Source organism: Treponema vincentii F0403, assembly GCF_000412995.1.
Taxonomy (GTDB): Bacteria; Spirochaetota; Spirochaetia; order Treponematales; family Treponemataceae; genus Treponema; species Treponema vincentii.
On record NZ_KE332512.1, the window covers coordinates 1783996 to 1806465 of the forward strand.

A 22470-nucleotide genomic window follows, 5' to 3' on the forward strand; every position below is an offset into this window, starting at 1 on the left:
TTTTTTATAATGCGCTGCAAATAACATCAAGAATTTCAGAAAGCGTTCTTTTATCCTTAAAATCAGCGGCCGATACATTCAGCTTCAGCATATTATTCAACGTAACGATCAAATCGATAATATCGATACTGTCTAAATCAAGATCGGTAACGATATTTGCATCCATCGTGATTTTCGATTCTTCGATTTCAAATTTTTCCATCAAAATTTTTTTTACTTCTTCAAATAAATCCTCTTTCTTCATTTTATACCCCTATCATTCATCATATAGCGTGTCCGTAAAAACCGGGACAAAGTTTTAAGATACCGTGTATAATCCGTTATTCGGCATTCTTAGCGACAAAATCACTCAAGGTTGCAACGGAATAAAAATACTTTTTATTGTCTTCTTCGTTTTGAGAAAAGCTGATACCGAATTTCTTTTTCAGCGCAACGCCCAGTTCCAGAGCATCGATTGAGTCCAAGCTCAAGCCTTCCCCTTCAACAAAAAGAGGCGCTTCCGCATCGATGTCTTCCGGTTTGATATCCTCTAAGTCCAACGACTGAATAATGATATTCTTAATTTCGTTTTGAATATCTTCCTTAGTATTCACAACCATCCTCCGCAAAAATTTTATTTTTTATAGCTTCCGTCAATGTCCGTGCAGCCTGAGAAAAAGGTTCATGATTGAACGAATCTATCGCAAGCATTGCATGAGGTTCCACGGTCAATTGAGCGTAACCGTTACAATGCACTTTAAATAAAGATTCATGCTTTCCTAATCCTACAAGATTTTCAGTTTTAATATGAATCGGTAATATATCGGCGCCTGCACGCAAGGCGATTTGGGCGGCTCCTCTTTTTAGGGCTTTGCCGGCAGTCTCAGGTCTGGTACGGGTTCCTTCCGGAAAGATTATCATATTATTGCCGTCATGTAAAGATTTTCGGCAGCGCTCCAACAGCTCTTCGGGGTTTGCAGAGGAGCTGACAAAAAGTTGCCCGACAATCTTCCGAATCCAAAAATTATTAAAAAGACGGCCTGCAACGACACAGTCGGGATGCGGTAGGGCAGAAATAAGAACGACAACATCGATTAATGTAGGATGATTTGCAACGATAACGGTAGAGCGCAAGTTTTTATATTCTTGTAAAGCTGATGTGTCGATTTTATAATGAGCGAGCCAAAACATCAGGCGAATAAAAAAAGAAAAATGGTTTTGAACGACGGCAATTTTAGCATTGTACTGTGCTTTTTTATCCCATATAAACAGATGAATAAACGGAAATAGGATAAATGAAGCGAAAACCGAGCTGAGTCCGAAATACGCAAAGCAAGCGAGTTTTCCTACGATATTTCTGAAAATCCGCAATTTATTCATTTTTACATATCTCTAATCTGTTTACCTGAAAGGAAGTTTTTGTTTCCGTCTGATTTTGAATAAAGCGGATGAAGCGCTTGCACTGATCATAATTTTCGGGAATTTCGTTATTTTCCGTAGATACGTTACAATCGGGTGCGTTATTTCCAGAAGCTGCATTATGTGTACAACCTTCTTGCGGTTGTGCGGAAGAAAAGCGTACAGTGTAGCCGTTTCCATGCAGCGAAAGCAAAAAGGCAGCGATAAACGGGATATTCTTTTCAACCGAAATCTTTTGATACGCTTCCGGCAAGCGTTCTTCGCCTACTAACAGCAGGAGCTTTTCTTCTTGCGGATGGTTTTCCAAAAACGAAAGCGCATGAATCAGTCCTGCTTCCAGCTGATACGACATGGTACTGAACGCTTGCGCAGACGCATGATTTTTCAGTGAAATTCCCAACAGCGCTATCGCCGTATTAAAAACCGAAAAGCTGAATGCCGTAGGCGACACTTCTTTGGTTTCAATTATTTTTTTTGAAATGGCATATTGACGCTGAATCTCTCCGTATTTCGATACGGAAATAACCGGCAGGTTTTCGCCTTCTGTTATAGAGTGATGGGCAGCGGAAAAACACATTTTAGTGAATTGACTGCATCTCCGCCTCAACATCATCGGTACAAAAGAAACATCAACGTCCTGCGAATCTTCCGCCGGTTCCCAGAAAAAACTATTCAGTATTGTGCAATTCCAGCTCTTCATAGTCATTCCCGTTAGGATACTCGAAACTGCAGCAGCGAATATGAGTTAATACCGAGGTTATGATGCGCACATACTAATGAACAACCGGCGGCTTCAATCGCGCTTACCAAATCCGAATAGGAATACATTTTACTGTTTCCGTTTGCCATCGCTGCAAAATAAATTGAGGTTGCTTGAATTGAATAACTTGCCGCTTCAAACCGCTGCATATCCCACAAGGGTTCAAGTACAAAGATGTTGCAATGGGATGGAACATATTTTTTTATTTTTCGTAAAATCCCCTGCACTTCGTCAAGAGAAAAACAATCCAAAAATTGGCTCATCCACACGGTATCTACATTTGACGGCAGCTCTTCGCCGGCATTTAAAATATTCGTGGGAAAGGTTTCAATTCTATCTTTAAAACCGAACAAATCGGGATTTTTTTGCGCCATTGCGATTTGCTGCGGTAAATCTACCATGGTAACTAAAACCTGATTATTATACGAAAGAGCTGCTTTGGTAAATTTCCCGGTATTGCTGCCGATATCCATAATATGCCGGGGCTTTTCTTTAAATACAATGGGCAGCGCTGCGTCAAAGATACTGTCGGAATAATAATGATCAAACGCAAACCAGCTCTTTTGCACCTGTTCCGGCAAAGAAGACAAACCTTGATAAATGGTGTCCCAATCCCCAAAAACTTTTAGACCGGCGGGCTTTCCCGTTTTTAAGCTGTCTTGCAAATAAAAAAGACCTTGATAGCATACGTCATTCATAAAATTCATATTCGCTTTTGTCAGCTCATCATTGAGCAAAAAATATCCGGTCTTTCCTAATACGTATGCATTCGGATCGGAATTAGGTACTATCTTTACCAATTCCAAACTCAAGCTAAACTCCACCAATAACTTTACGGTATATGAAGAAAGCCCTGTCTTATCGATAATAGCTTCTATCGTTAGACCTTTCGTTTTTGAATCTTCTATTGCTTCTAGGATATGCAGGTCAACCATTGCTTTTGCCGTTTGAAAAGCCGCCGGCGCAAATGCTAATTTTTGAGCCGCAAATTTCGCCTGTAAGGCAGTGAGATTATCTTCATAATAATAGGAATGCATAGGGTCATTATATCGCTATTTGTGCCTTTTGCAAATAGGCGGGAATCATCAATTTATAATTATGAATTATGAATTACCCCACATAAACCTTCCATTATATAATCGGAGGTGTTGTCGTCTTCGCCGGAAAAATACTGTTCGAGGATACCTCCTGATAAGATAAGTGTGCATCTATACGCTTACTATACAAGTTAAAGTGCGGTTTAAATCAAGAGGTGCGCACGTGAAAAACAGCAGTTCAAGCACTGAAGCGTTTTCTGCTATGCTTCAACGGTCTGTATCTCAAATACCAGCTGCGGCATACATTCCGCTAAATCATTTTGAATCCGCTTGAGCGCTTCTACACGCATTTCGACTGAAGTGTTGGCATTTCCTTGAATAATAAAGATCGCATTTTTTGTTCCGTCGTCGAATTTATACTGTTCCCCGTCGCGGACACCAAGCCATGCGATAATGCCTTTAGGGTCGCGGTACACATAATCGGTTTCGGCAACATGCTTTTCCGTAGATGAAATCGGAAGGAAAACGCCTGCTTCTTTATTGACGGTAAACTCTATCTGCCCGTCTATTTTATCAAGATCATGTCCGCCTATTGCCAAAAGCGAATGCAGTGATTCAACATTATAAATATCGATAACGCTGTTGATGTGCGGCATAGAACCGCGGCGCTGAATATTCCGGATAAAGGCCGGGACGGTAGGCGGATATTTTTTGATACTGCGCCCCACGCTTTGCAGCAAATCCGCATATCCCTGCGTAACCGGATGCTTCAATATCTCGTCAACATCGCATTGTAACGCCCAGTCTTGCATCTTTTTTTGCTTTGTCAAAAACGAATCGGACAAGGGCGCCTGCGGATCTATATTTTTTGCAATTCCAATCACAACGCTTTTAATACCGAGCTCAACAATGCTTTTATCAATAATAAAATTCATAGCAGCTGTACCTCCATATTTTTACTCAAGATTATAGAGATTATACCCTTGCCCGTAATTTTTTTAAAGCTGCCTTTCTGTACGAAATTTTATGCTGTTATTTCACTATAACTGTGATATAATAAAGTTTATCCGTGCAGAGGGGAAAAACGGCTGTTGCTGTACAATCGGTACTCTGCGCCGTAACAATTTGAAGGGGTTATATCTATGGATACCAAGGATACCAAACAGAAATGCGCAATTATCCAATCGGCGGGAAAACACGGCAGGATGTTTTCCGGGGTGCTCTGTATTTGTGCAATGCTTTGCCTTTCGGCTCTTTCCTGTGCGACAAGTCCTGCCGCAGCCGCAAAAAAATATGAGCCGGTAGCCGGTGTTATTACCGCGGTCGAAAAATACGGCCATCTTGTAACGGATGTACCGTTCGAGTTGCTGCAAGCCAAGGGCTATGAACATGGGGATATCGTAAAGGTAAATTTTGAGAACGCCTATAAATTTACGGCACCGATTGTTAAACGGTACGAAGTCGATAAGGGAAAGCAGCTTGTCCGTACCGAATATGCCGACGGTAAGATTGCTTTCTGTATTAATTACGGAAACCTTGCGCAGGAAAGCGGGCTCGGTGTCGGCGATAAGTTTGTCTTGTATATGCAAGATAAAGGCGGATATGCCGACGACTTTGAAGCGCTTGATGTAACACGTACCGATAACCGGGCGGATTACAGCGATGATGCAGCCTTTGCTAATTTCCGTGAAGTAACGTTCAATTCAGCAATCATGCCCCGCACGCTGTATAGAGGCAGTCATCCTACTAAAACCCGCTGGCCGCGCGCCCCGTATGCTTCCGCCCTTATGGAAAAAGCCGGAATCGTAACGGTTATTAACATGAGCGATTCCGAAGAGCAGCTTAAAAACACCTATCTTGCCGCCTCAAACCAATATGCAAGTGCCTACTACGGTAAGCTTACCGATGCCGGCAATGTGCTCTGTCTTGCGATGGATATGGATTTTACCGGCAAAGCCTTTACGGATAATATCATCAAAGCTTTGCAGTTTATGATTAGTCATAAGGCTCCGTATTACATTCATTGCAACGAAGGTAAAGATAGAACCGGATTTATCTTTATTCTACTTGGCGCGCTGTCCGGAGCGGATGAGAAAGCTATTTACGACGATTATATGAAGAGTTATGAAAACTTCTATCATCTGGCTGCGGGTTCAAGAAAATACGATCTGATTTTGCACAAAAATGCCGTTCCGATGTTGAACTGGATTACGATGAACCGGAAAGATACGGCGAAAGCTGCCGAAGAGTTCCTCATTAAAAACGGTATGACGGAGAACGAGGTTGAGGCACTCAAAGCAAAATTGATGCCTGCAAAATAATAGGGGACCTCTAAAAACTTCAGTTTTTAGAGATGCCCAATAGAACTGATTCTATGCAAGGACAAAATATGGGTACGGCAACAAAACCATTAAAACCTCTAAAGCTTAATTTATCCGGCCTTGATGAACAGATGACGCTTGCTGTTGCGGAAATCCGGAAAAGCCATCCGATTAGGATTAGCGAAGACGGTATTCCCGTCTCGTTTAAAAAAACGAAGGAAAGCGATATCGTTGCATTCTTTCGGAATGGAGTTTGCGAAATTGAAGCAGATTCCGCACCTCATTTTTATTTTGCGTTGTCGATGCTGCTGCTTAAAAGTCAAACAATCGAAGATACAAAACTTTATTCAAGACCGGATGCACAGCGTTTGTTGGAATTCCGCATAGAGCATTTTTTTGAAAAAAACGGCTTAATGCTCGATCTTTCCCGGAACGGTGTTGCACATGTTGATATGCTTAAACAATTTATTCGGGAAATGGCTTTTATGGGGCATTCATGGTTTATGCTGTACATGGAAGATGTGTACGAAGTGGAAGGGGATCCTTATTTCGGAGCCTTACGCGGGCGGTACTCCATAAGCGATTTACAGGAAGTTGACCGTTACGCGAAGCTTTTCGGCGTACAGTTGGTACCGTGTATTCAGACTCTTGCCCATGTCGATCAATATTTTATGTGGGAAGCCATAGAATACAAATACAAGGATATCGATAACATTCTGAATGTCGGCAATGCCGAAGTTAAGGCATTGCTTACGCGGATGATTGCCTCGCTGCGCCAAGCTTTTTCTACGGATATTATCCACATAGGGATGGATGAAGCCTATAACCTCGGCCGCGGGCGTTATCTGGATGAGAACGGACTTAGACAGAGGCGGGATATTATGCATGACCATCTTGCTTTTATGAAAACCCTCTGTAAAGCTTATGGTTTTAAACCCATCGTTTGGGATGATATGTTCTTTAGCCGTTATTCTAATAATAAGGAAGATAAAGAACCTAGCATTCCCACTCAAGTAGGCCTGATGTACTGGGATTATTATAGCTGTTTATCTAAGCATTACCGTGAACATCTTAAACTGTGCCGTTCCATTGCAAAAAAAACGATGTTTGCAGGAGGAGCATGGCGATGGACGGGGTATGTCCCCCATCACAAGAAAACGCTCGAAACAACGCTTGCGGCTATTACTGCTTGCCGGAAAGAGAGAATAAAAAACGTTATTGTTACGGCGTGGGGCGATGACGGCAGTGAATCACCGCTTTATACTTGTATGTTCGGCGTAACGCTTTACTCCTATTTGGACTGTCATGCCGAATATCAAGAAGCGGAGTTTTCGCAGTATCTAAAGCTCTATACCGGTATGGGTTTTGACGAATGGATGCGGCAGGGAGAGCCGGATTTGTTTGAAGGAACAACCGGCAATAATTATGATATAACACCATCCAAGTATCTGTTATATCAGGATCCTCTCGGCTCGAAATTCTTGTATTACATACGGACATTGACAACCGATATGGATGCCGTCTATAAGAAACTCGAAAAAGCTTTTGCCGAAGATGCTGCAAATACGAATAATCCCTTGCAGCAGTACATTGCCGAATTTTATTCGCTGATGATGCAGACCCTTTACTATAAGTGGCGGCTTCCCTTGGATATTTGGGAAGCATATAAAAAAGCGGATAAAAAGGCTTTGCAGGCATTAATCGAAAAGAAAATAGAACCGTTAAAGGTTGTCCTAGCCGAAACGGCAAAGGCGCGGCGGCGGATATGGGCGGAAGAATGCCGTGCGTTCGGTTCCGAGGTGTTGGATCACCGCTTCGGTGCAATGCTGATGCGGCTTCAAGTTACGCAAGAAGTGCTTACCGATTATATACGGGGTAAAATTAATCGGATCGATGAACTTGAAGAAGAACGGCTCGACCCCTGCCCCGAAGCGGATAAGCTGCTTGAGCCGCAAGCTGTGCGCTATAACCGTGCCCTCCGCATCATGACCGCCTGCCGCGAAACGTGGTAAAAAAGGAGATACACCCATGGAAACTGCATATCGGACAATGAGCGACGGTGCTTCCGTTGCCGTTTATACATGGCTTCCCGAACAAAAGCCTAAGGCCGTACTCCATATCGTGCACGGAATGGCGGAACATGCCCTCCGGTATGACGATTTTGCCAAAACCGCATGTAAACGGGGCTTTGCCGTGGTTGCCTCAGACCACCGCGGGCATGGAAAAACCGGAGCAAAAAGCGGTTTAATGGGCTATCTTGCCGACGGGGACGGTTTCGCTCGCGTTGTAGAAGATCAAAAAGAAATCAATGCGGAGATAAAAAAACAGTATCCCGGGCTCCCCATCGTTATCATCGGGCATTCGTTCGGTTCGTTTGTAACGCAGGAGTATATCGAACGATACGGCTCAACGATAAAAGCGGCGGTGTTAATCGGCTCCGCGGGACCTAACCCAAGCGTTTCCGTTGCCTTGCTGCTTGCAAACCTTAATTGTGCATTCAAAGGCCGAAAATCACCGGCTAAGTTTATGAATGCCTTGGTGTTCGGCTCATATAATAACAGAGTTAAAAATCCGCACACCGCCTTTGATTGGCTTTCGAGAGATGCAAACGAAGTAAAAAAATATATCGATGATGAATACTGCGGGTTTGTCTGTACGGCGGGATTCTTTCAGGATTTTATGCGCGGTCTTAAACGGCTGCATACCCAAGAAGCGTTAAAAGGCATACCCGCCGCCTTGCCCGTTTTAATTACCGCCGGTTCGGAAGACCCTGTTTCTGACGGAGGCAAAACGCTTAAAGCCCTCTACCGTATCTATCAGGATATGGGAATGCAGGATGTAAGATTAAAACTATATGAAAACGGCAGGCACGAAATTTTGAACGAAACCGATAAGGAAGAAGTGAAGGCTGATATTTTAGGGTGGATAGAGGCAAGACTGTAGCATTCGGCTAATCAATACACTTCCTACATAAAAAGAGCGAATGCCTTGACAAAAGCTTGTAATTATACAAAACTGTTCACAAGATGCAGGCTTTTTTTACACAGGTTAAGATTGTATTTCAAAACCCGATTTTTTTAGCGGCTATTACAAGCTGGCTGCTCAGTCAATTCATTAAAACGTTTATCGGATTTTGCTGCTCATCAGTACATTCTCTGCCGGTCTTTTTCGACTTATTGATATGGCGCACAGGGGGAATGCCGTCGAGCCATAGCGCCCTTGTAACAGCCCTCTCCACCACTATCGGCTTTAAGCAAGGCATCTCTTCGGATTTGTTCATCTTTTCTATCTTTTCTGCAATGATTGTTATTCGGGATGCGATGGGTGTTCGCCGTTCAAGCGGGCTTCAAGCAAAAATGTTAAACGAAGTAGGGGCTAAAATGGCCGAAACGATGCATATCCCTTTCAAACCCGTTAAAGAAGTTCAAGGCCATACCCCCGTTGAGGTGTTTGCCGGTATCATCGTCGGTATTGTAATCGGCAGCTATTTTTCGCTTTATTACGCAGTTTAACCCATGAAGCGGCTGAACGGTTTTCTATATTTCTTGTCGGCGTTCATCGCAACCGGAATCCTCTTATTGTTTATTTTCTTTCCACTCAAGTTTCATACATCGGTGTGGAACGGATACCGGATAGCGGCTGTTCCGGCCTCTGCAGACATTGAACCGTACATCTCCGCGGCGGAAGAAGCAGGGATAGCAGGCATTGCGTCGGAATTTTCCGTTTCAAATCGATTTTCCGTTTTAGGGACAGGCCGGTATGAAAGATTCCCTTTTACGGATATCGGCCGCTATACCCGATGGTTCCATGATGACAGCGGCAGTTACCGGTACTTCTACATCCCGTATACTTCGTTTTTTAAATACCTCGCGTTCTATTTTTCGCTTTACAGCAAGCGGCTCCCTTTTTTTATTGAAGCGGCCATTCCTTATGCCCCGATACAGGGTATCCTTGCGCTTGTTCTTTTTATTTACTGCATTGCCGGTTCGCGCAAAAAGCTGCTGTTTTTTGCCGCTGCGTTCAGCTTTGTCTGCTATGCCTTCTGTATTAAGAGCAGTTTATCGCCGGCAACCGCCCTGTTAAGCATATTGACCGTTGCATATTGGCTTGAAGCGTTGGAAAACGAGCTGGCAATTACGTGGAAGCAGCTGAAAGAACGGATTAAACATAATATATTCATGCTCATTTTGCCTGCGGTTCCGCTTTTGACTGCGGTTATTGATGGGACTGCGCCTTTTTGCTTTTTTTTATTAGCCTTACTGTTATCGGCAAGTATGCTTTTTTCGGTATACAGTTTTTTACAGCTGAAGGAGACCTATTGGGAACAATACCGCCAGCATCCGTCGTTAAAGCTGTTTGCCATGCATCCTCAATCATGGGCGCAGTTTTGGAATACGCGATATGCAATCCGCACCACTATCCTGACAGGCTGTTTGCTGCTGGTCTCTGCGGTTATACCGCCGGTGTTTTCGACAAACCGTTTAAGCCCCGCAGCCGGTAAACTGAACGTGCCTCAGCCTGTTTTACGGCAGCCGTTTCCGTTTAACGATTCAGGATTTTTTGCCGTGCAGACATCGCGGCCGCAGGACTATCTCCCCGATTTAGGCAACTATATAGAAGATTGCTGGTATACAGCCGTTCTGCCCTATCTGAATGTGCATGAACCGCTCCAGCCGCTTACCCCGAATACCCGAATACGCTTTGATTCCTTTTATGAAGATTCAAGCGGAAAACTGCATAGGGAAGAAAATGTCATCTACGCCTTCGATACCGTATTTATCATCCGCGCATTAAGACATGAACAGCTCGCGCTGCTCCCCTTGGAAAAAATGCTGATAGCACAAACAGGGTTTACCGCTGCCGCTTATCGGCCGTTAAATGTATTTCTCCTCAGTCCGTTAACCTCGTTTTTTATTATCCTCGGTACGTTGTTATTTCCCTGTGTTCTGATTATAATGGGCAAAATACGATGATGGAATTTATACGGTTTAAACGGGGACAGCAGCAAGCAAAATATATCCGCTTGGAACCTCAATTTGAAGGGAATGCTTTTCTTCCGCAATATGCGATGATACCTCTTGCATTCAGGGAGCAAACGAGCGGTCTTCCGCTGGTGTCCGTAGGAGATTTTGTAAATGAAGGGCAGATGATTGCCCGTGCAAGGAATAGTTTATCGGCACATGTTCATGCTTCCGTTCCGGGTGTGGTCTCCGGAATTATCGACACGCAGCTTCCCAACGGACATTCATTCCGGGGAATACATATCCGTACCGGCGGTTCGTTCGATATACTTGGAAAGCAGCGCCCTCCCTATCCCTGGAAACAAAGCGATCCGACAGGACTTCTCCATTTCTTTGATCTTGCCGGTTTAGTGAATACGGCCGGAAAAACAACTGCTCTTGCAGAAAACATCAGGGCGGCAGTAAAGCAAGGGATAACAACGCTGACTGTTATGCTCTACGATAAAGACCCTACGTGTATACTCGACTCCTTTTTAGCCCGCCGGTTTATCCGTGAAGTTGCAGAGGGAGCCGGTATTATTGCCCGTGCAATGGGCGCAACAAAAATCATTGTTGAAACAGGGATGGAAAAAAAAGACCGCGCGCTTTTCGATGCCGTCGGAACCGCTATTCCCGACCGCGACCTTGCGCACCTTACCGTTCCTCAAACTTATCCCGCCGGGAATGCCCATACCCGTTCGGCGGAAAAAAATGCGGTCGTTATCGATTCTTCTACAGCCTTGTCGGTCTATGAATCGGTGCAGCACAATCAGCCTATGCTGACGACATATTTGCTCCTTACCGGTAAAACACTGGAGCACGCAAAGGTCGTTAAAGTACGCATCGGTACGCCGATCGGGCATTTGATAGAAGAATGCGGCGGCTTTAAAAGCAAAAATACCCATATCATCCTGAACGGCTTACTGCGCGGAACGCTGGTTGACAGTTTGGATTTACCCGCCGGTAAGGGAATTAAATCGATTCACGCGGTCGGAAAGGATATCGATATCCAGCAACAGCTGGAAGAATGCGGACACTGCGGGCAGTGTTTGCGGAGCTGCCCGGCATATATCGATCCGATAGGTACGGTACGCCGGATACAAAAAAAGCGGTACGACGCCGAAACGATGCGGTCTATTGCGCTATGCAGCGGTTGCGGCTGCTGTTCCGCAGTGTGCCCCGTACGGATTCCATTGCGCACGATTATCACATCGGCGGCGGAGCAAGGAAATAGTCATGCCCTATAACCAAACGACACTGTCTCCCGCGCCCTATATTTACACCGGTTTAAATGCTCGACACACTGCAATACTCGTGTTGAGCCTGCTGTCGCTCCAGCTTATTGCTATGGGGATTATGCACGATTTCGCAAGCATTTTTCTGATTATATCTTCCGGAGCTGCGTCAACTCTTGCAGCCTTTCTTGTCGGTTACATACAAGGCAAAAAGGTATTTGATATCCATGCGCTTATAACCGGATTATTGATAGGTTTTTTTCTACCGGTTAATAGCGGTTTTGTTTTCAGCTTTTTAATTGCGTTTATGAGTTATTTTTTCAGCTGGGGTATTTTCGGCGGGAAAGGCTTTTCGTGGGTTAATCCGGTTATGCTTGCCGCTTGTATTGCTTCAGTATGCAAACCCGAATACTTTGTGCAGCCGGTCGGGTTTGACCGGATAGTGTCCGGCGGAAGCGTTTTTGCCGCGATGGAAAGTTCCGGTCTGCTGCAGACACCTGCAGATCAATATGTAACTTCGATGTTTAATTCTACATTTCTCCATAGTGTCGGCGTAACGCTGCCGGAAGGGTACATCAGTCTTTTCCTCCATCACCCTTCTGCGATACCGGCATTCCGGTATAACCTCTTAACGTTAGGGGCTTCAATTATATTGCTATCGGCAAAAACAATTCATAAAACGCTTCCTTTTACCTTTTTAATCGTTTACGGCCTGTTGGTGTATTTGTTTCCATCCGCAGGGCAAGCAAACGCTTTAGGAAGAGGCGATGTATTATCCGCAATACTGACGAGCGGCGCTCTTTTTTCCGCATTTTTTGTCATGAACGACGGCGGCTCTACCCCCCGTTCATGGGAAGGCCGGTGTCTTACCGGCATACTGACCGGTATTTTTGCTTTTTGCATTACGGGGCCCGGAGCGATACCTGCCGGAATTCCCTTTGCAGTCTTACTTGCCGATTGCATCAATCCGCTTATCGAATGGCTGGAATCATCTTTCTATAAGAGAAGACGAGGTGCATTATGACGGATACCGCGCAACGGCTTTTAAAAAAATATGCAGTACTGACAGGGCTCCTGCTGGTGTTCTTTGCTTCGCTCTTCGGCTTGTCATATCTGCGGAAAAAAGCGGACGCCCAATATCTGACTGCCGCAGCGGACAAACTGTGCCGCACATATCCCGGCTTTAACGGCCGGCAGATTGCCGTCTTAGGTCCCGACAATTCGGGATTATCGGGATTGCCGTTCCAAGCCGTTCTGTCCGCATCATACTCCGGGCATAAAGCATTTGCATTTATACTTCCGGTAACGGGCAAGTACGGTGTGTACCCGGCAGTATTTTTTTATGAACAGTCAATCGGCTGCATCTTTTGCGGGCTTGCAGGAATCGACGCTATTCCGGAACAGGCGGAACAGTACGGGATAACGCAGACAACTATCGCAATGCACCGGAATAAAATCGAAACGTTGATGGAGAGGCAGGCACAGCAGTTATGACGAATAAATCGATTATCTTTTTTTTAGGTTTATGCCCGATCATTCCGCTTGCAGCCCATTTTGCTGAAGGCTTAATCTTTATTGCGGAATTTTGGCTCCTCTTTGCCGCCGGTATATTAAGCAAGCAGCTTATCAATTATTTTAAAATCGGTAAGCTGTCTCAGATTATAACATATCTTGCTATTATGCTTGCGGCGGCTTTGTACGCGCAGGCAATAGGCGTAATCTTTCCGGTTATGGCGGTTACGCTGGAAAGATACATCTATATGGCTGCATTTTCGTATATACTGATTATCAGCATCGGTATGTATGATTCAAGTAGGTACCCGTTTGAATTGCCGGTAACATATTCGCTGTTGTTAACGGCAACTTCGATATTACGCGAGCTTATTGTTTTTGGGACGCTTTCTCTGCCTTCCCGTTCCGGCTTGTTCAGCATTACGCTTATCCCGCTTTCTTTACCGCTCAAATTTTGGGGAAGCAGTGCAGGTGTGCTTATGGTACTCGGTATTGCGCTGTGGCTTTTCCGCAGCTTCCATAAAGGAGAGCTTTTACCCTTCCGAACCGATGAAACGTATGGGAACCGGCAATAGGGAGGCGCCGTATGTTTATTGTATCTTTAATCTTTTTTTATATCTTCCCTGCGTCTTTGATCTTTTTACATGGCATCGGTTTGGAACGCTTATCGATGAATGCGCGCTCAACCCGCGTTATCATTCCCTTTATCTTACGGGACGGCGCATTGATGATAATTTCCGCTTCTATCTGCCGGCTGCTTGAATATTACATTTTGATACCGATCGGCATTGCCGCCATAACGCCCGTCGCTGCATTGATAGTCATTTATCTTTGCGATTTAGTCTTGCAGCGGACGCTGTTCCGGCAAGCGGAAACGCGCCTGATTCGGGAGCGTTTGTTTTCCGGCGGTATCGTTATTTTCGCTCTTTATCAGGCTTTTACCTATATCGAAATGATTGCCATTTTGGTGAGTGCCTTGGTGAGTATGCTGCTGTGGTCGTTTGTTCTGTGTGCCGTTAAACGGCGAATTGAAGAAAGCAATGTGAGTGCCCAATGGAAAAACGCACCGTTACTACTTATCAGTATGGGACTGATTGCATTAGCGCTTTATGCATGGGACATCGCATGGCTGGCACCGTCGTTCCTGTAACTTATGGCATATACGGCTTGTTTAAATATACTTATAGGATAAGCTGACATGCTTAATATTTTTAAAAATCCTTTAAAATAAGATGGAGTTGAATTTCTTTATGAAGCGTTATTGTTTACTTTTCTTTTTTTCTATTTTCAGTCTTTGGAATATTTTTGCGCAGAAAGCCTCCGATACTCAAGAAACAGCTCCGCCCTCCGCACAATCTCCTATTACCGCTTATGTCTATGAACCCATACGGAAGGGCGACCAGTTTATCCGCATGGGCTTACAGTTAGGAATACCGCTGTTTAATACTTCGCCGGAAAAATTTGCAATTAAAACCAATATCTATCCGGGAGGAAGTATCTTTCTCGGATATACTCACTATCTGACGAAGGGAGTTTCGATCGGCGGCGACGTTGCTTTTACCTTTCATTTAACGCTCGGCAGCAATCTTTATTTTGCCATTCCTTTTACTATAAACTCAGGATACACCTTTGCAATAGAAAAATTCCGTATTCCGCTCACCTTCGGGATAGGCGGCAATTTTCAGGCTTATAACGGTACACGGTATTTCAGCTTATTTTTTAGACCGCAGGCTGGTGTTTTCTATCAGTATTCCCCTGAATGGTCATTCGGCGGGGAATTATCATGGGATATTGTTCCGCAATGGTATAAAGATTCAAGTTTTAACCGTACCGGCAATTTCTTAAATATCGGTTTTGCCGCACGGTACCACTTTTAAAAAAGGAGCATATCGATGAAGAAAATACTTTTTGCTGCCGCCCTTGCAGTTGCTGCGGTAATTGTTTCATCAGCTTGTGAAAATCCTCCGATATTTGCCGCGATTGAACAGGAGGTAAAGCTGAATCCATCTTCCGTTACAGGATCTATCCGCGGGGGAGGAATAATAAAGATCGGCTCTACACTCTATGTATCAAACGGAAAAATATATACCAAATCGGCAGAGGGCACAGGGGGCTGGTCGGTAATGAGCGGCTGTCCCGCCGGTCTTTGCACAAGCATTGCTACCGACGGCACCAATCTCTATGCGGCATTCGGACAAAACGATACCTTCACGATTTATAAATATGACACGACAGCCTCGTCTTGGGAACAAATAACGGGGCTGGCGGCACAGTCTGTTGCGGGTACAAATGCCGTATTTGCTTTCGATGCTAACGCAAAAAAGATCTATCCGATAAGCGGAGGCAGCGTAGGGACACCTTTCGATACTACAAGCATCCTGATGAGTGCCGCTTCTTCCTACTATCTATTGGCGGACGGCCTTTACAGCAGCGCAGGAACAAAAATAGCGGACAGTCCCTCTTCGGGGCTAAAAGGTATTTGCGAAGGTCCTGCGGGCTCCGTTTTTGTTTTCAGCGATAAGACGCTGTATTGCTATAACGGTGCATGGACAAGTAGGGAACACGGTGTAAGCACCCCCCAGAGCATTACCTATTTACCGAGCAAGCAATTGGTATTGCTCGGCGGTATAAAAGGGTATGGGGAAGTTAAACTTGCTTCCGATTCCGGCACAAATTTAGCAAATGCAACAACCGTCGCCGCCGGTTCTTCCGATTCTTCTATCCTATCGGAAAATTACTATCAATATACCAACAGTGTCGGGAAATATACCCTCAATCCTATCAACGCATTTAATTACGGTACTAACGGTTATGTTATCTATGCCGGTGTCAATGACCCGAATACGAAATATACCGGATTGTGGGGGTTCTATAATCCTGACCGAAAACAATGGAACCGTGAGTAAGGATTTATTCGAGACTGCGGCAGCGGCGGAACGGCTTCCGCTTGCTGCACGTATGCGTCCTCGCAGTCTTGACGAGTATATCGGGCAGGAACATATTGTCGGAAAAGGACGACTTTTACGGAGAGCTATCCAAGCGGATAGGCTCTCGTCCGTTATCTTTTTCGGGCCGCCGGGGACGGGAAAGACTACCCTTGCCCAAGTTATTGCCAATCATACCAAAAGTAATTTTTTAAGTTTAAATGCCGTCCTTGCAGGAGTGCAGCAAATACGCGATGCCATTGCATCGGCGGAACAATATAAAAAACTCTACGGAAAACCTACCATTCTTTTTGTCGATGAGGTACACCGATGGAACCGAGCCCAGCAGGATGCGTTACTGCCGTGGGTGGAAAACGGAACGGTGATTTTTATCGGCGCGACAACCGAAAATCCTTTTTTTGAAGTGAATAAAGCCTTAGTCAGCCGCAGCCGCGTATTTCAGCTTAAAGCGCTCACCGATGCCGACCTCTACCGGACAGCGGAACGGTGCTTACGGGATACGGAACGGGGCTACGGAAAATGGAAGGTTTCCTTTACCGATGGTGCATTGGAGCACCTTATCGAAACCGCTGCAGGGGATGCCCGCAGTCTTCTGAATGCGCTTGAGCTTGCCGTTGAAACCTCCGTCGAGCACTGGCCGCCGCCTGCCGGTACCGAAATCACTATCGATATGCAGGCTGCCGAAGAAAGCATCCAGCAAAAAGCAGTACTCTACGATAAAGACGGCGATTACCATTACGATATCATCAGCGCTTTTATTAAATCCATCAGGGGAAGCGACCCCGATGCGGCTCTCTACTGGCTTGCCCGAATGGTGCGGGCAGGGGAGTCTCCTCACTTTATCTTTCGGCGTATGCTTATCTCTGCTTGCGAAGACATCGGGCTTGCCGATCCCCATGCGTTGACCGTTGTTACAAGCGCGGCGGCGGCTTTTGACCGCATCGGTTTGCCGGAGGGTAGGTATCACCTGACTCACGCGGCACTGTACCTTGCGACCTGTCCAAAATCGAACAGCGCCCTCGGCTTTTTCGACGCCTTAAAAGCGGTGGAAAAAGAACAAACCGAGGTACCGAACCACCTCAAAGATGCAAACCGTGACGGAGAATCGCTCGGGCACGGGGAAGGCTACCTGTATCCCCATGCCTACCGCGACCACTGGATTGCGCAGCAGTATCTGCCCGACGAGCTTATCGGCAGGGTGTTTTACACGCCCGGATACACCGGCTATGAAGAAAAGATACGGAATGATGTACTGGCAAAGCGGGAAACCCAGCTTGCCGCCATATACGAAGCCGCCGAGGGCAATAAGGATAGCTTTACGGTTGAGGATTGGCAGGCTCGGACGGAAGGAAGCAGCGCCGAAATACTGGAACAAATACGGGATACCCTTATGGGGCTGGCAAACCTATCCGCCGATGACCGCGTGCTGATTTACCGGGCAGACGGAGGGCTTTTACTGTGGCCGAGTACCCGCATCACTCTTAACGGATGTACGGCAGGTATTTTTGAGCACCAAGAAGCCTTGCAATCGGCGCTGCGGTATGCGGAAACCTTTGAATTTTTGAACCGTCCGATTACGGCTGTTCTCCCCAGCTCTAATCGGTATATGGAAACTTCAAGCAATATGGTACCTGCGGGCAGTATGGTAAACGCGGAGAAAAAGGGCTGCGAGCTTTTCCCCGACTTAGCGTTTGACGCCGTGCTTTCATATAACCCCGCCGCGGCTGCGGATGATTTTAGCGCTTTCTTTTCCCACATAGCGCAAGAGCACACCGCCGGTACGCGTATCATCTTCGCATTTCCGCTTCCGCAACAGGGGCTAAGACTGTCGGCGCTGCTGCCACCTGATGACGCCGCAGAACAATCCGTTAATCGTTTTACGGCTGCGGAAACGGCATTTTTCTCCGACTCCAAAAACAAACGCATCGCATGGACGGAGCGCACCGTCGCAGAACTTGCAGAAAAAGCGGGCTACTGTGTACAGCTGCTTAAAAAAATAGACTACCAAGAAAAAAGGCTGATAACGCAGGCGGAACTCAACCGCTGGTTCTCGGCAGAATCGGAATACGGCACGGCAATTCGCAGCGCCTTTGCCGCAGACGAGGCAGAGCTGGAAAAAATCATCCGGCAGCTGGAACAGCGGCGTAGAAAGCCGGCCGCGTATACCCGCACTATCGTATATATGAGCGTCTCCCGTGAGATAGTGTAGAGCTCTTCCAACCATTCAACCGAATTTTTAAAGGTACCTGCAATTAGCCTGCGCGTTCTACCGTGAGCGCGTCGATATACCGAATCAGCTGTGTGCAGGTATATCCGCTGATAAGGTAGGCATTCGAGCTGCGGTTGTCGAAAAATACGTAGTCGCCGCTTTGCAAGGGCGTAAACGAAAAACGCAGTTCCGTGCCGTCGCCGAATGTTAGGCGTACCCGTGCGGTTTGCGGACTTTGCAATGCCGGCGCGTTGTATATGTCGATACAGGAAAATTTTTCCAAAAAATTTTCCAATGCACGGAACGCATCGCCGTTACTTTCCGTCCTGATCACAATATGCTTCCCATACTCCAAACCTTGAATACCCGTTCCGCGGAAAAGCGATGCGTATATCTGCAAGTCAAGCCAAAACGGAGCGGCGACGGTTAAAAAAGGTTCAAGAGCGTTATCGATTAAAAACACTCTGACGCTCGACCCCATCCGCACATATCGCCCTGCGCCGGCCGCATCGGTTATTCCGAAAAAGAGTTCCGAAAGAACGGTCTTATCTTTCCGTACCAAAACGATACGCGAAGCGTGTCCGTCATCGATCAGGTAATCGGGATAATCCTGCGGGCGTGCCGATATTGGGAGAAAAGAGCGGCCGGCGCCGAGCAGCGAAAAAAAGCGGTCGATAATCTCCTGCCTAACCGGATAGCTGCCGTTTGCAGTGTGCAGATAAAAGCGGGCGTCGTCTTTAGTCAGCGTCATTTCGCCCATCTCTACCGGTTCCGCCTTGATCGGGATGGAAAACCGGATTTCTTCCACTCCGCGGATATCTTGCTCCCGCATTAAGCTGCTCGAAAAAACGCCCGTGCGGGAAGGCCGGTGCAAAAAACTGAGCGCATAGCAGCACAGCAGCACACAGAGACTAATAAACAGAAGCTTTGTTTCTTTCTTCATGGGCGTTTTCTCCGCCGGATAATGTACAGTGCGACGCCTGCGGCGATAATCAGCAGGGGAACCAATACGAGGTTCACGATACGGGAGACGGTGATAATCCGGTTAAACGCCGCATCGCTTTCAAAGTAGCGGAAGGGCAAAACGGCGGGCTGTTTATTTTTCAGCTGCAAAAGTGCATCCTGCCGCGCAAGCCAATATACGGTATTTACCATAAAGTCCAAATTCGCATCGGAATTGGTATATTCTACGGCGGAACTCACGCAGTATTCATCCGCAACAACCAAGAGCCGCGCATTGTCCGCGCTGCCGATACCGCTCACCGCATTGACGCCGCGCTCGCTGAAAGCCGCAAGCGGATAGGCCTCGTGGTCTCCATTCGCGGCTTCGGCAAGCTGCGCTCCGCGAGGGTCTGTGTCGTACGGCGGATTTTGCAGCGCCGACCGGCTGCTAGAGGCAAGAAGCGGGATCGGCGTTTTTCCTCGCGCTGCGGTACAAACCAGCTCCGACGGCCAGAAAAACTGCACGGCCTTTCCTGCCGCTAGCAGCGGCGGAATTAAATCCGTCTCCTGCCTAAACACCTGTAGCCAAAAGGGATAGTTAATATGCTCGTAGGTACCGCCGCCGGACGTCGGTAATGTCATACGGAAATTGACGGGATCCATAACAAGGTTTGGCTGTACGGCGAATCCGGAGCGGGCAAGCAGTTCGATAAGTCCGTCGTTTTGTTTCGGGGTTGCTTGCCAACTGCCGCCGGTATCCACAGTATTGGCAGACACAAAAAAGGCGGCGGAACCGTGCCTGTTCACAAAGGTGTCAACCGCTGTCAGCATATCGGCATCAAAGTAAGAAGAGCCGATTACAAGCAGCGGAATTTCGGGATGCAGCTCGGGGTAGGGCTTGGTCAGCATAATCGGTATAAATCCCGCATACTCCAGCCACGGCAGTACATACTGATATTCGCCCTCTGCACCTCCGTCGGGAAGCGCAACATAGACGGAACGGTCGGCGCTCCGCCCCTGCGCATCCTGATTCATCTCGGTAATAAAGCGTGCAATATCGGCTTCAAGGGTGTAAATATCGGAAAGGAACGGAACCACCCTGCTTTCTCCGCGGTATTCGCAGAGCAAACCGGAATAGAGGTTTTGCAGTATCTGCGTATTATTGCTGTTTCGCTCAATTTGCCGGGCGATAATGCCGAGCTGCTGTAGTTGCTGCGGAGAAAGCTCCTCGGTATCTCTATAGAGCACAAGGCAGCGTCCGTCCGAAGCGCGTTCATATTCTGCGAGGATGTCTTCGACATATTGCAGCGACGGTAAGTACCCTTCGATATTATAAGAGCGGAACCATGTAACCGTTACCGTTCCTTCAAGGCTGTTCAGTATCGACCGGGTATAGAAGGAAAGCGAGTAGGTGTGCTGTTTTGTCATATCAAGGTGCACATAGATCCGCTGCGAGAGGAGCGCTGCCGTCAACACAATGGCGGCCAGCAGGACTGCTTGAATACGATATTCTTTTACGTTGCGCATCGGGGGAATATTCATCGGATTTCCTCCTGCACATACAGCAACAAGACTGAAAGCCCCTGCGCTGCGGCAATGAGCAATATATAGAAAAGAAAATCGCGGGTGTCGAATATCCCGCGCGCAGCCGATTCAAAATGAAGGGTAAAAGAACAATAGCGCAGTATTTTCACAATGAACGATGGGAGCGGAAGTACCTGAGCAAGCACGTGGCTTGCGGTAAAAAAGATACCGGTAAAAAAGCCGAGTAAAAAACCGACGGCAGTATGCGCAGAGATATTGGAAAGTGCGAGCGACCATGCGGTAAAAGCTGCGCCGAAAAAGAGGACGGCGCAATACGAAAGGAAAAACGGAAAGAAATCAAAATAGACAAGCGGGATTACCGAAAGAGGAATCACCATTGTGAGCGTGGCGGCTCCCGCAAAACAGACGAGCAAGGCTGCGTATTTTGCCGCTGCAAGCAGGCGCTTATCGACCGGATAAGCGGCGAGGAGACGGTCGGTACCGTGTTTTTTTTCGTCGGCCCAGCTGTTCATCGCAAGCAGGGGAATGACGATGCAGAACAAAAACGGCAAGTTTAAAAAAAAGGAGCGGAAGTCCGACAAGCCCGCTGAAAACCAGTACCCCGAACCCACAAAGGGAAGCGCCGCTCCGAGATAGAGCACAAGCGCAGCCGCATACAATGCAGGGTTGTAGATGAGCGCATTCAGTTCTTTTACAAAGAGCGCCTTAAACGCCGGGAAACGCTTCATCGCCGCCCCCGCTTGCCGCTGTTACCCGATTGTTCCGAAGCGTCAATTTCTCTAAACTCATGGGTAGTAACCCCTGCATAGTGTTCAAATATCCTAAATAAGAGCTTATCGGATGCAGGGTCTTCTTCGATACCGGCGTCCTCGTATAAGCGTTCGGCAAGCTCCGCCCGAGTTCCTCCGGCAATCTGCCGTCCTTTGTGGAGCAGGATATGCTGTGAACATACCCGTCCAGCAAGCTCCAACTGATGGGTGCAAAGGATAACCGCCGAGTATGTAGACAGCGCAAGTATCTTTTTTTCAAAATCTTTCAGCTGAAAGGGATCAAGGCCGGACGCGGGCTCGTCCAAGAGGACGAGGCGGGGATGGTGGATAACAGCCTGTGCAAGCCCTACCCGCTGCCGATATCCCTTGGACAGCTCCTTAATCCGTTTGCCGTAAACTTCTTGCAAATCGGTAAATTCAACCGCCTCGTTCAGCAGGTCTTGCTGCACGGAACCGCCGAACCCGCGCATCTGCAACGTAAAGAGTAAAAACTCCCGCACGGTCATCGAATCATAGAGCGGGTTTTGCTCATACAAAATGCCGATGTTCCGTTTTGCTTCAATCGGTTCGTTCAGAATGGAGTACCCGCAAATCGATACGTCTCCGGAAGAAGGGCTGCGGTATCCGCTGATGATGTTCAGCACCGTACTTTTCCCCGCTCCGTTTAAGCCGAGCAGGGAATAGATACCGCCCGCTTCTGCCGTAAAGTTGATGTGCTCGCAGCCGACTTGCTGTTTTTTCCCCGTACCGTAGTATTTACAGATGTCCTGCACTTCAAGAATAATCACTGCCGCCT

Annotated in this window: 23 protein-coding genes; 13 read left to right on the forward strand and 10 right to left on the reverse strand. The window is 46.9% G+C overall.

Annotation, left to right across the window (positions count from 1 at the left end; genetic code table 11):
* Positions 1–4: 4 nt before the first annotated feature.
* The 6 genes from HMPREF1222_RS08025 to HMPREF1222_RS08050 form a co-directional block, all read right to left on the reverse strand.
* Positions 5–244, reverse strand: coding sequence for an acyl carrier protein (locus tag HMPREF1222_RS08025; RefSeq protein ID WP_006189592.1), 240 nt, complete (start codon positions 242–244; stop codon positions 5–7).
* A 76-nt stretch (positions 245–320) separates the two neighbouring features.
* Positions 321–593 (reverse strand): phosphopantetheine-binding protein, encoded by a 273-nt coding sequence (locus tag HMPREF1222_RS08030; RefSeq protein ID WP_016518991.1) that lies wholly within the window; start codon positions 591–593, stop codon positions 321–323.
* Entirely contained in the window at positions 583–1359 is a 777-nt protein-coding gene (locus tag HMPREF1222_RS08035; protein ID WP_016518992.1) for a lysophospholipid acyltransferase family protein, read from the reverse strand. The genes HMPREF1222_RS08030 and HMPREF1222_RS08035 overlap by 11 nt, the downstream gene beginning before the upstream one ends.
* Entirely contained in the window at positions 1352–2098 is a 747-nt protein-coding gene (locus HMPREF1222_RS08040) for a beta-ketoacyl synthase chain length factor (protein WP_016518993.1), read from the reverse strand. The genes HMPREF1222_RS08035 and HMPREF1222_RS08040 overlap by 8 nt, the downstream gene beginning before the upstream one ends.
* An 11-nt stretch (positions 2099–2109) precedes the next feature.
* Entirely contained in the window at positions 2110–3195 is a 1086-nt protein-coding gene (locus HMPREF1222_RS08045; RefSeq protein WP_016518994.1) for a class I SAM-dependent methyltransferase, read from the reverse strand.
* A 260-nt stretch (positions 3196–3455) separates the two neighbouring features.
* Positions 3456–4130 carry a B3/B4 domain-containing protein gene (locus tag HMPREF1222_RS08050; RefSeq protein WP_016518995.1) on the reverse strand — a complete coding sequence of 225 codons (675 nt, stop codon included), beginning with the start codon at positions 4128–4130 and terminating at the stop codon, positions 3456–3458.
* Between the two features lie 207 nt (positions 4131–4337).
* Between HMPREF1222_RS08050 and HMPREF1222_RS08055 the strand changes: the two genes are divergently transcribed.
* The 13 genes from HMPREF1222_RS08055 (at position 4338) to HMPREF1222_RS08115 (ending at position 18417) form a co-directional block, all read left to right on the forward strand.
* On the forward strand, positions 4338–5516 hold the full coding sequence (locus HMPREF1222_RS08055) for a tyrosine-protein phosphatase (RefSeq protein WP_016518996.1): 1179 nt from the start codon (positions 4338–4340) through the stop codon (positions 5514–5516).
* A 68-nt stretch (positions 5517–5584) separates the two neighbouring features.
* Positions 5585–7528 carry a beta-N-acetylhexosaminidase gene (locus HMPREF1222_RS08060; protein ID WP_016518997.1) on the forward strand — a complete coding sequence of 648 codons (1944 nt, stop codon included), beginning with the start codon at positions 5585–5587 and terminating at the stop codon, positions 7526–7528.
* A gap of 16 nt (positions 7529–7544) precedes the next feature.
* A complete protein-coding gene (locus HMPREF1222_RS08065; protein ID WP_016518998.1) occupies positions 7545–8459 on the forward strand; it encodes an alpha/beta hydrolase in 915 nt (304 codons plus the stop codon).
* A gap of 83 nt (positions 8460–8542) precedes the next feature.
* Positions 8543–9028 (forward strand): divergent PAP2 family protein, encoded by a 486-nt coding sequence (locus HMPREF1222_RS08070; RefSeq protein WP_016518999.1) that lies wholly within the window; start codon positions 8543–8545, stop codon positions 9026–9028.
* Positions 9029–9031: 3 nt separating this feature from the next.
* Positions 9032–10489 (forward strand): hypothetical protein, encoded by a 1458-nt coding sequence (locus tag HMPREF1222_RS08075; protein WP_016519000.1) that lies wholly within the window; start codon positions 9032–9034, stop codon positions 10487–10489.
* Positions 10486–11763: a 4Fe-4S dicluster domain-containing protein gene (locus tag HMPREF1222_RS08080; RefSeq protein ID WP_016519001.1), complete on the forward strand. Its 1278-nt coding sequence runs from the start codon at positions 10486–10488 to the stop codon at positions 11761–11763. Before HMPREF1222_RS08075 ends, HMPREF1222_RS08080 begins: the two co-directional genes overlap by 4 nt.
* Complete coding sequence (locus HMPREF1222_RS08085; protein ID WP_016519002.1) at positions 11753–12775, forward strand: RnfABCDGE type electron transport complex subunit D; 1023 nt, start codon at positions 11753–11755, stop codon at positions 12773–12775. Before HMPREF1222_RS08080 ends, HMPREF1222_RS08085 begins: the two co-directional genes overlap by 11 nt.
* The gene (locus HMPREF1222_RS08090) at positions 12772–13245 is read left to right on the forward strand and encodes a hypothetical protein (protein ID WP_016519003.1); all 474 of its coding nucleotides are present in this window, start codon (positions 12772–12774) and stop codon (positions 13243–13245) included. The genes HMPREF1222_RS08085 and HMPREF1222_RS08090 overlap by 4 nt, the downstream gene beginning before the upstream one ends.
* Positions 13242–13838, forward strand: coding sequence for a hypothetical protein (locus HMPREF1222_RS08095; RefSeq protein ID WP_016519004.1), 597 nt, complete (start codon positions 13242–13244; stop codon positions 13836–13838). The genes HMPREF1222_RS08090 and HMPREF1222_RS08095 overlap by 4 nt, the downstream gene beginning before the upstream one ends.
* Positions 13839–13849: 11 nt before the next feature.
* Positions 13850–14413 (forward strand): hypothetical protein, encoded by a 564-nt coding sequence (locus tag HMPREF1222_RS08100; protein ID WP_006188344.1) that lies wholly within the window; start codon positions 13850–13852, stop codon positions 14411–14413.
* Positions 14414–14513: 100 nt separating this feature from the next.
* Positions 14514–15140 carry a TP0733 family outer membrane beta-barrel protein gene (locus HMPREF1222_RS08105; protein ID WP_016519005.1) on the forward strand — a complete coding sequence of 209 codons (627 nt, stop codon included), beginning with the start codon at positions 14514–14516 and terminating at the stop codon, positions 15138–15140.
* 15 nt (positions 15141–15155) lie between these two features.
* Positions 15156–16169 (forward strand): hypothetical protein, encoded by a 1014-nt coding sequence (locus HMPREF1222_RS08110; RefSeq protein WP_016519006.1) that lies wholly within the window; start codon positions 15156–15158, stop codon positions 16167–16169.
* A complete protein-coding gene (locus HMPREF1222_RS08115) occupies positions 16162–18417 on the forward strand; it encodes an AAA family ATPase (protein ID WP_016519007.1) in 2256 nt (751 codons plus the stop codon). Before HMPREF1222_RS08110 ends, HMPREF1222_RS08115 begins: the two co-directional genes overlap by 8 nt.
* Before the next feature lie 43 nt (positions 18418–18460).
* Here the strand turns inward: HMPREF1222_RS08115 and HMPREF1222_RS08120 are convergent, their stop codons facing one another.
* Genes HMPREF1222_RS08120 through HMPREF1222_RS08135 form a run of 4 tightly spaced genes read right to left on the reverse strand, consistent with a single transcriptional unit; the run spans position 18461 to position 22462 of the window.
* The gene (locus HMPREF1222_RS08120) at positions 18461–19360 is read right to left on the reverse strand and encodes a DUF4340 domain-containing protein (protein WP_016519008.1); all 900 of its coding nucleotides are present in this window, start codon (positions 19358–19360) and stop codon (positions 18461–18463) included.
* Complete coding sequence (locus HMPREF1222_RS08125) at positions 19357–20901, reverse strand: Gldg family protein (RefSeq protein ID WP_016519009.1); 1545 nt, start codon at positions 20899–20901, stop codon at positions 19357–19359. The genes HMPREF1222_RS08120 and HMPREF1222_RS08125 overlap by 4 nt, the downstream gene beginning before the upstream one ends.
* Positions 20898–21632 carry an ABC transporter permease gene (locus tag HMPREF1222_RS08130; protein WP_016519010.1) on the reverse strand — a complete coding sequence of 245 codons (735 nt, stop codon included), beginning with the start codon at positions 21630–21632 and terminating at the stop codon, positions 20898–20900. Before HMPREF1222_RS08130 ends, HMPREF1222_RS08125 begins: the two co-directional genes overlap by 4 nt.
* A complete protein-coding gene (locus HMPREF1222_RS08135; protein WP_016519011.1) occupies positions 21629–22462 on the reverse strand; it encodes an ABC transporter ATP-binding protein in 834 nt (277 codons plus the stop codon). Before HMPREF1222_RS08135 ends, HMPREF1222_RS08130 begins: the two co-directional genes overlap by 4 nt.
* Positions 22463–22470 lie beyond the last annotated feature (8 nt).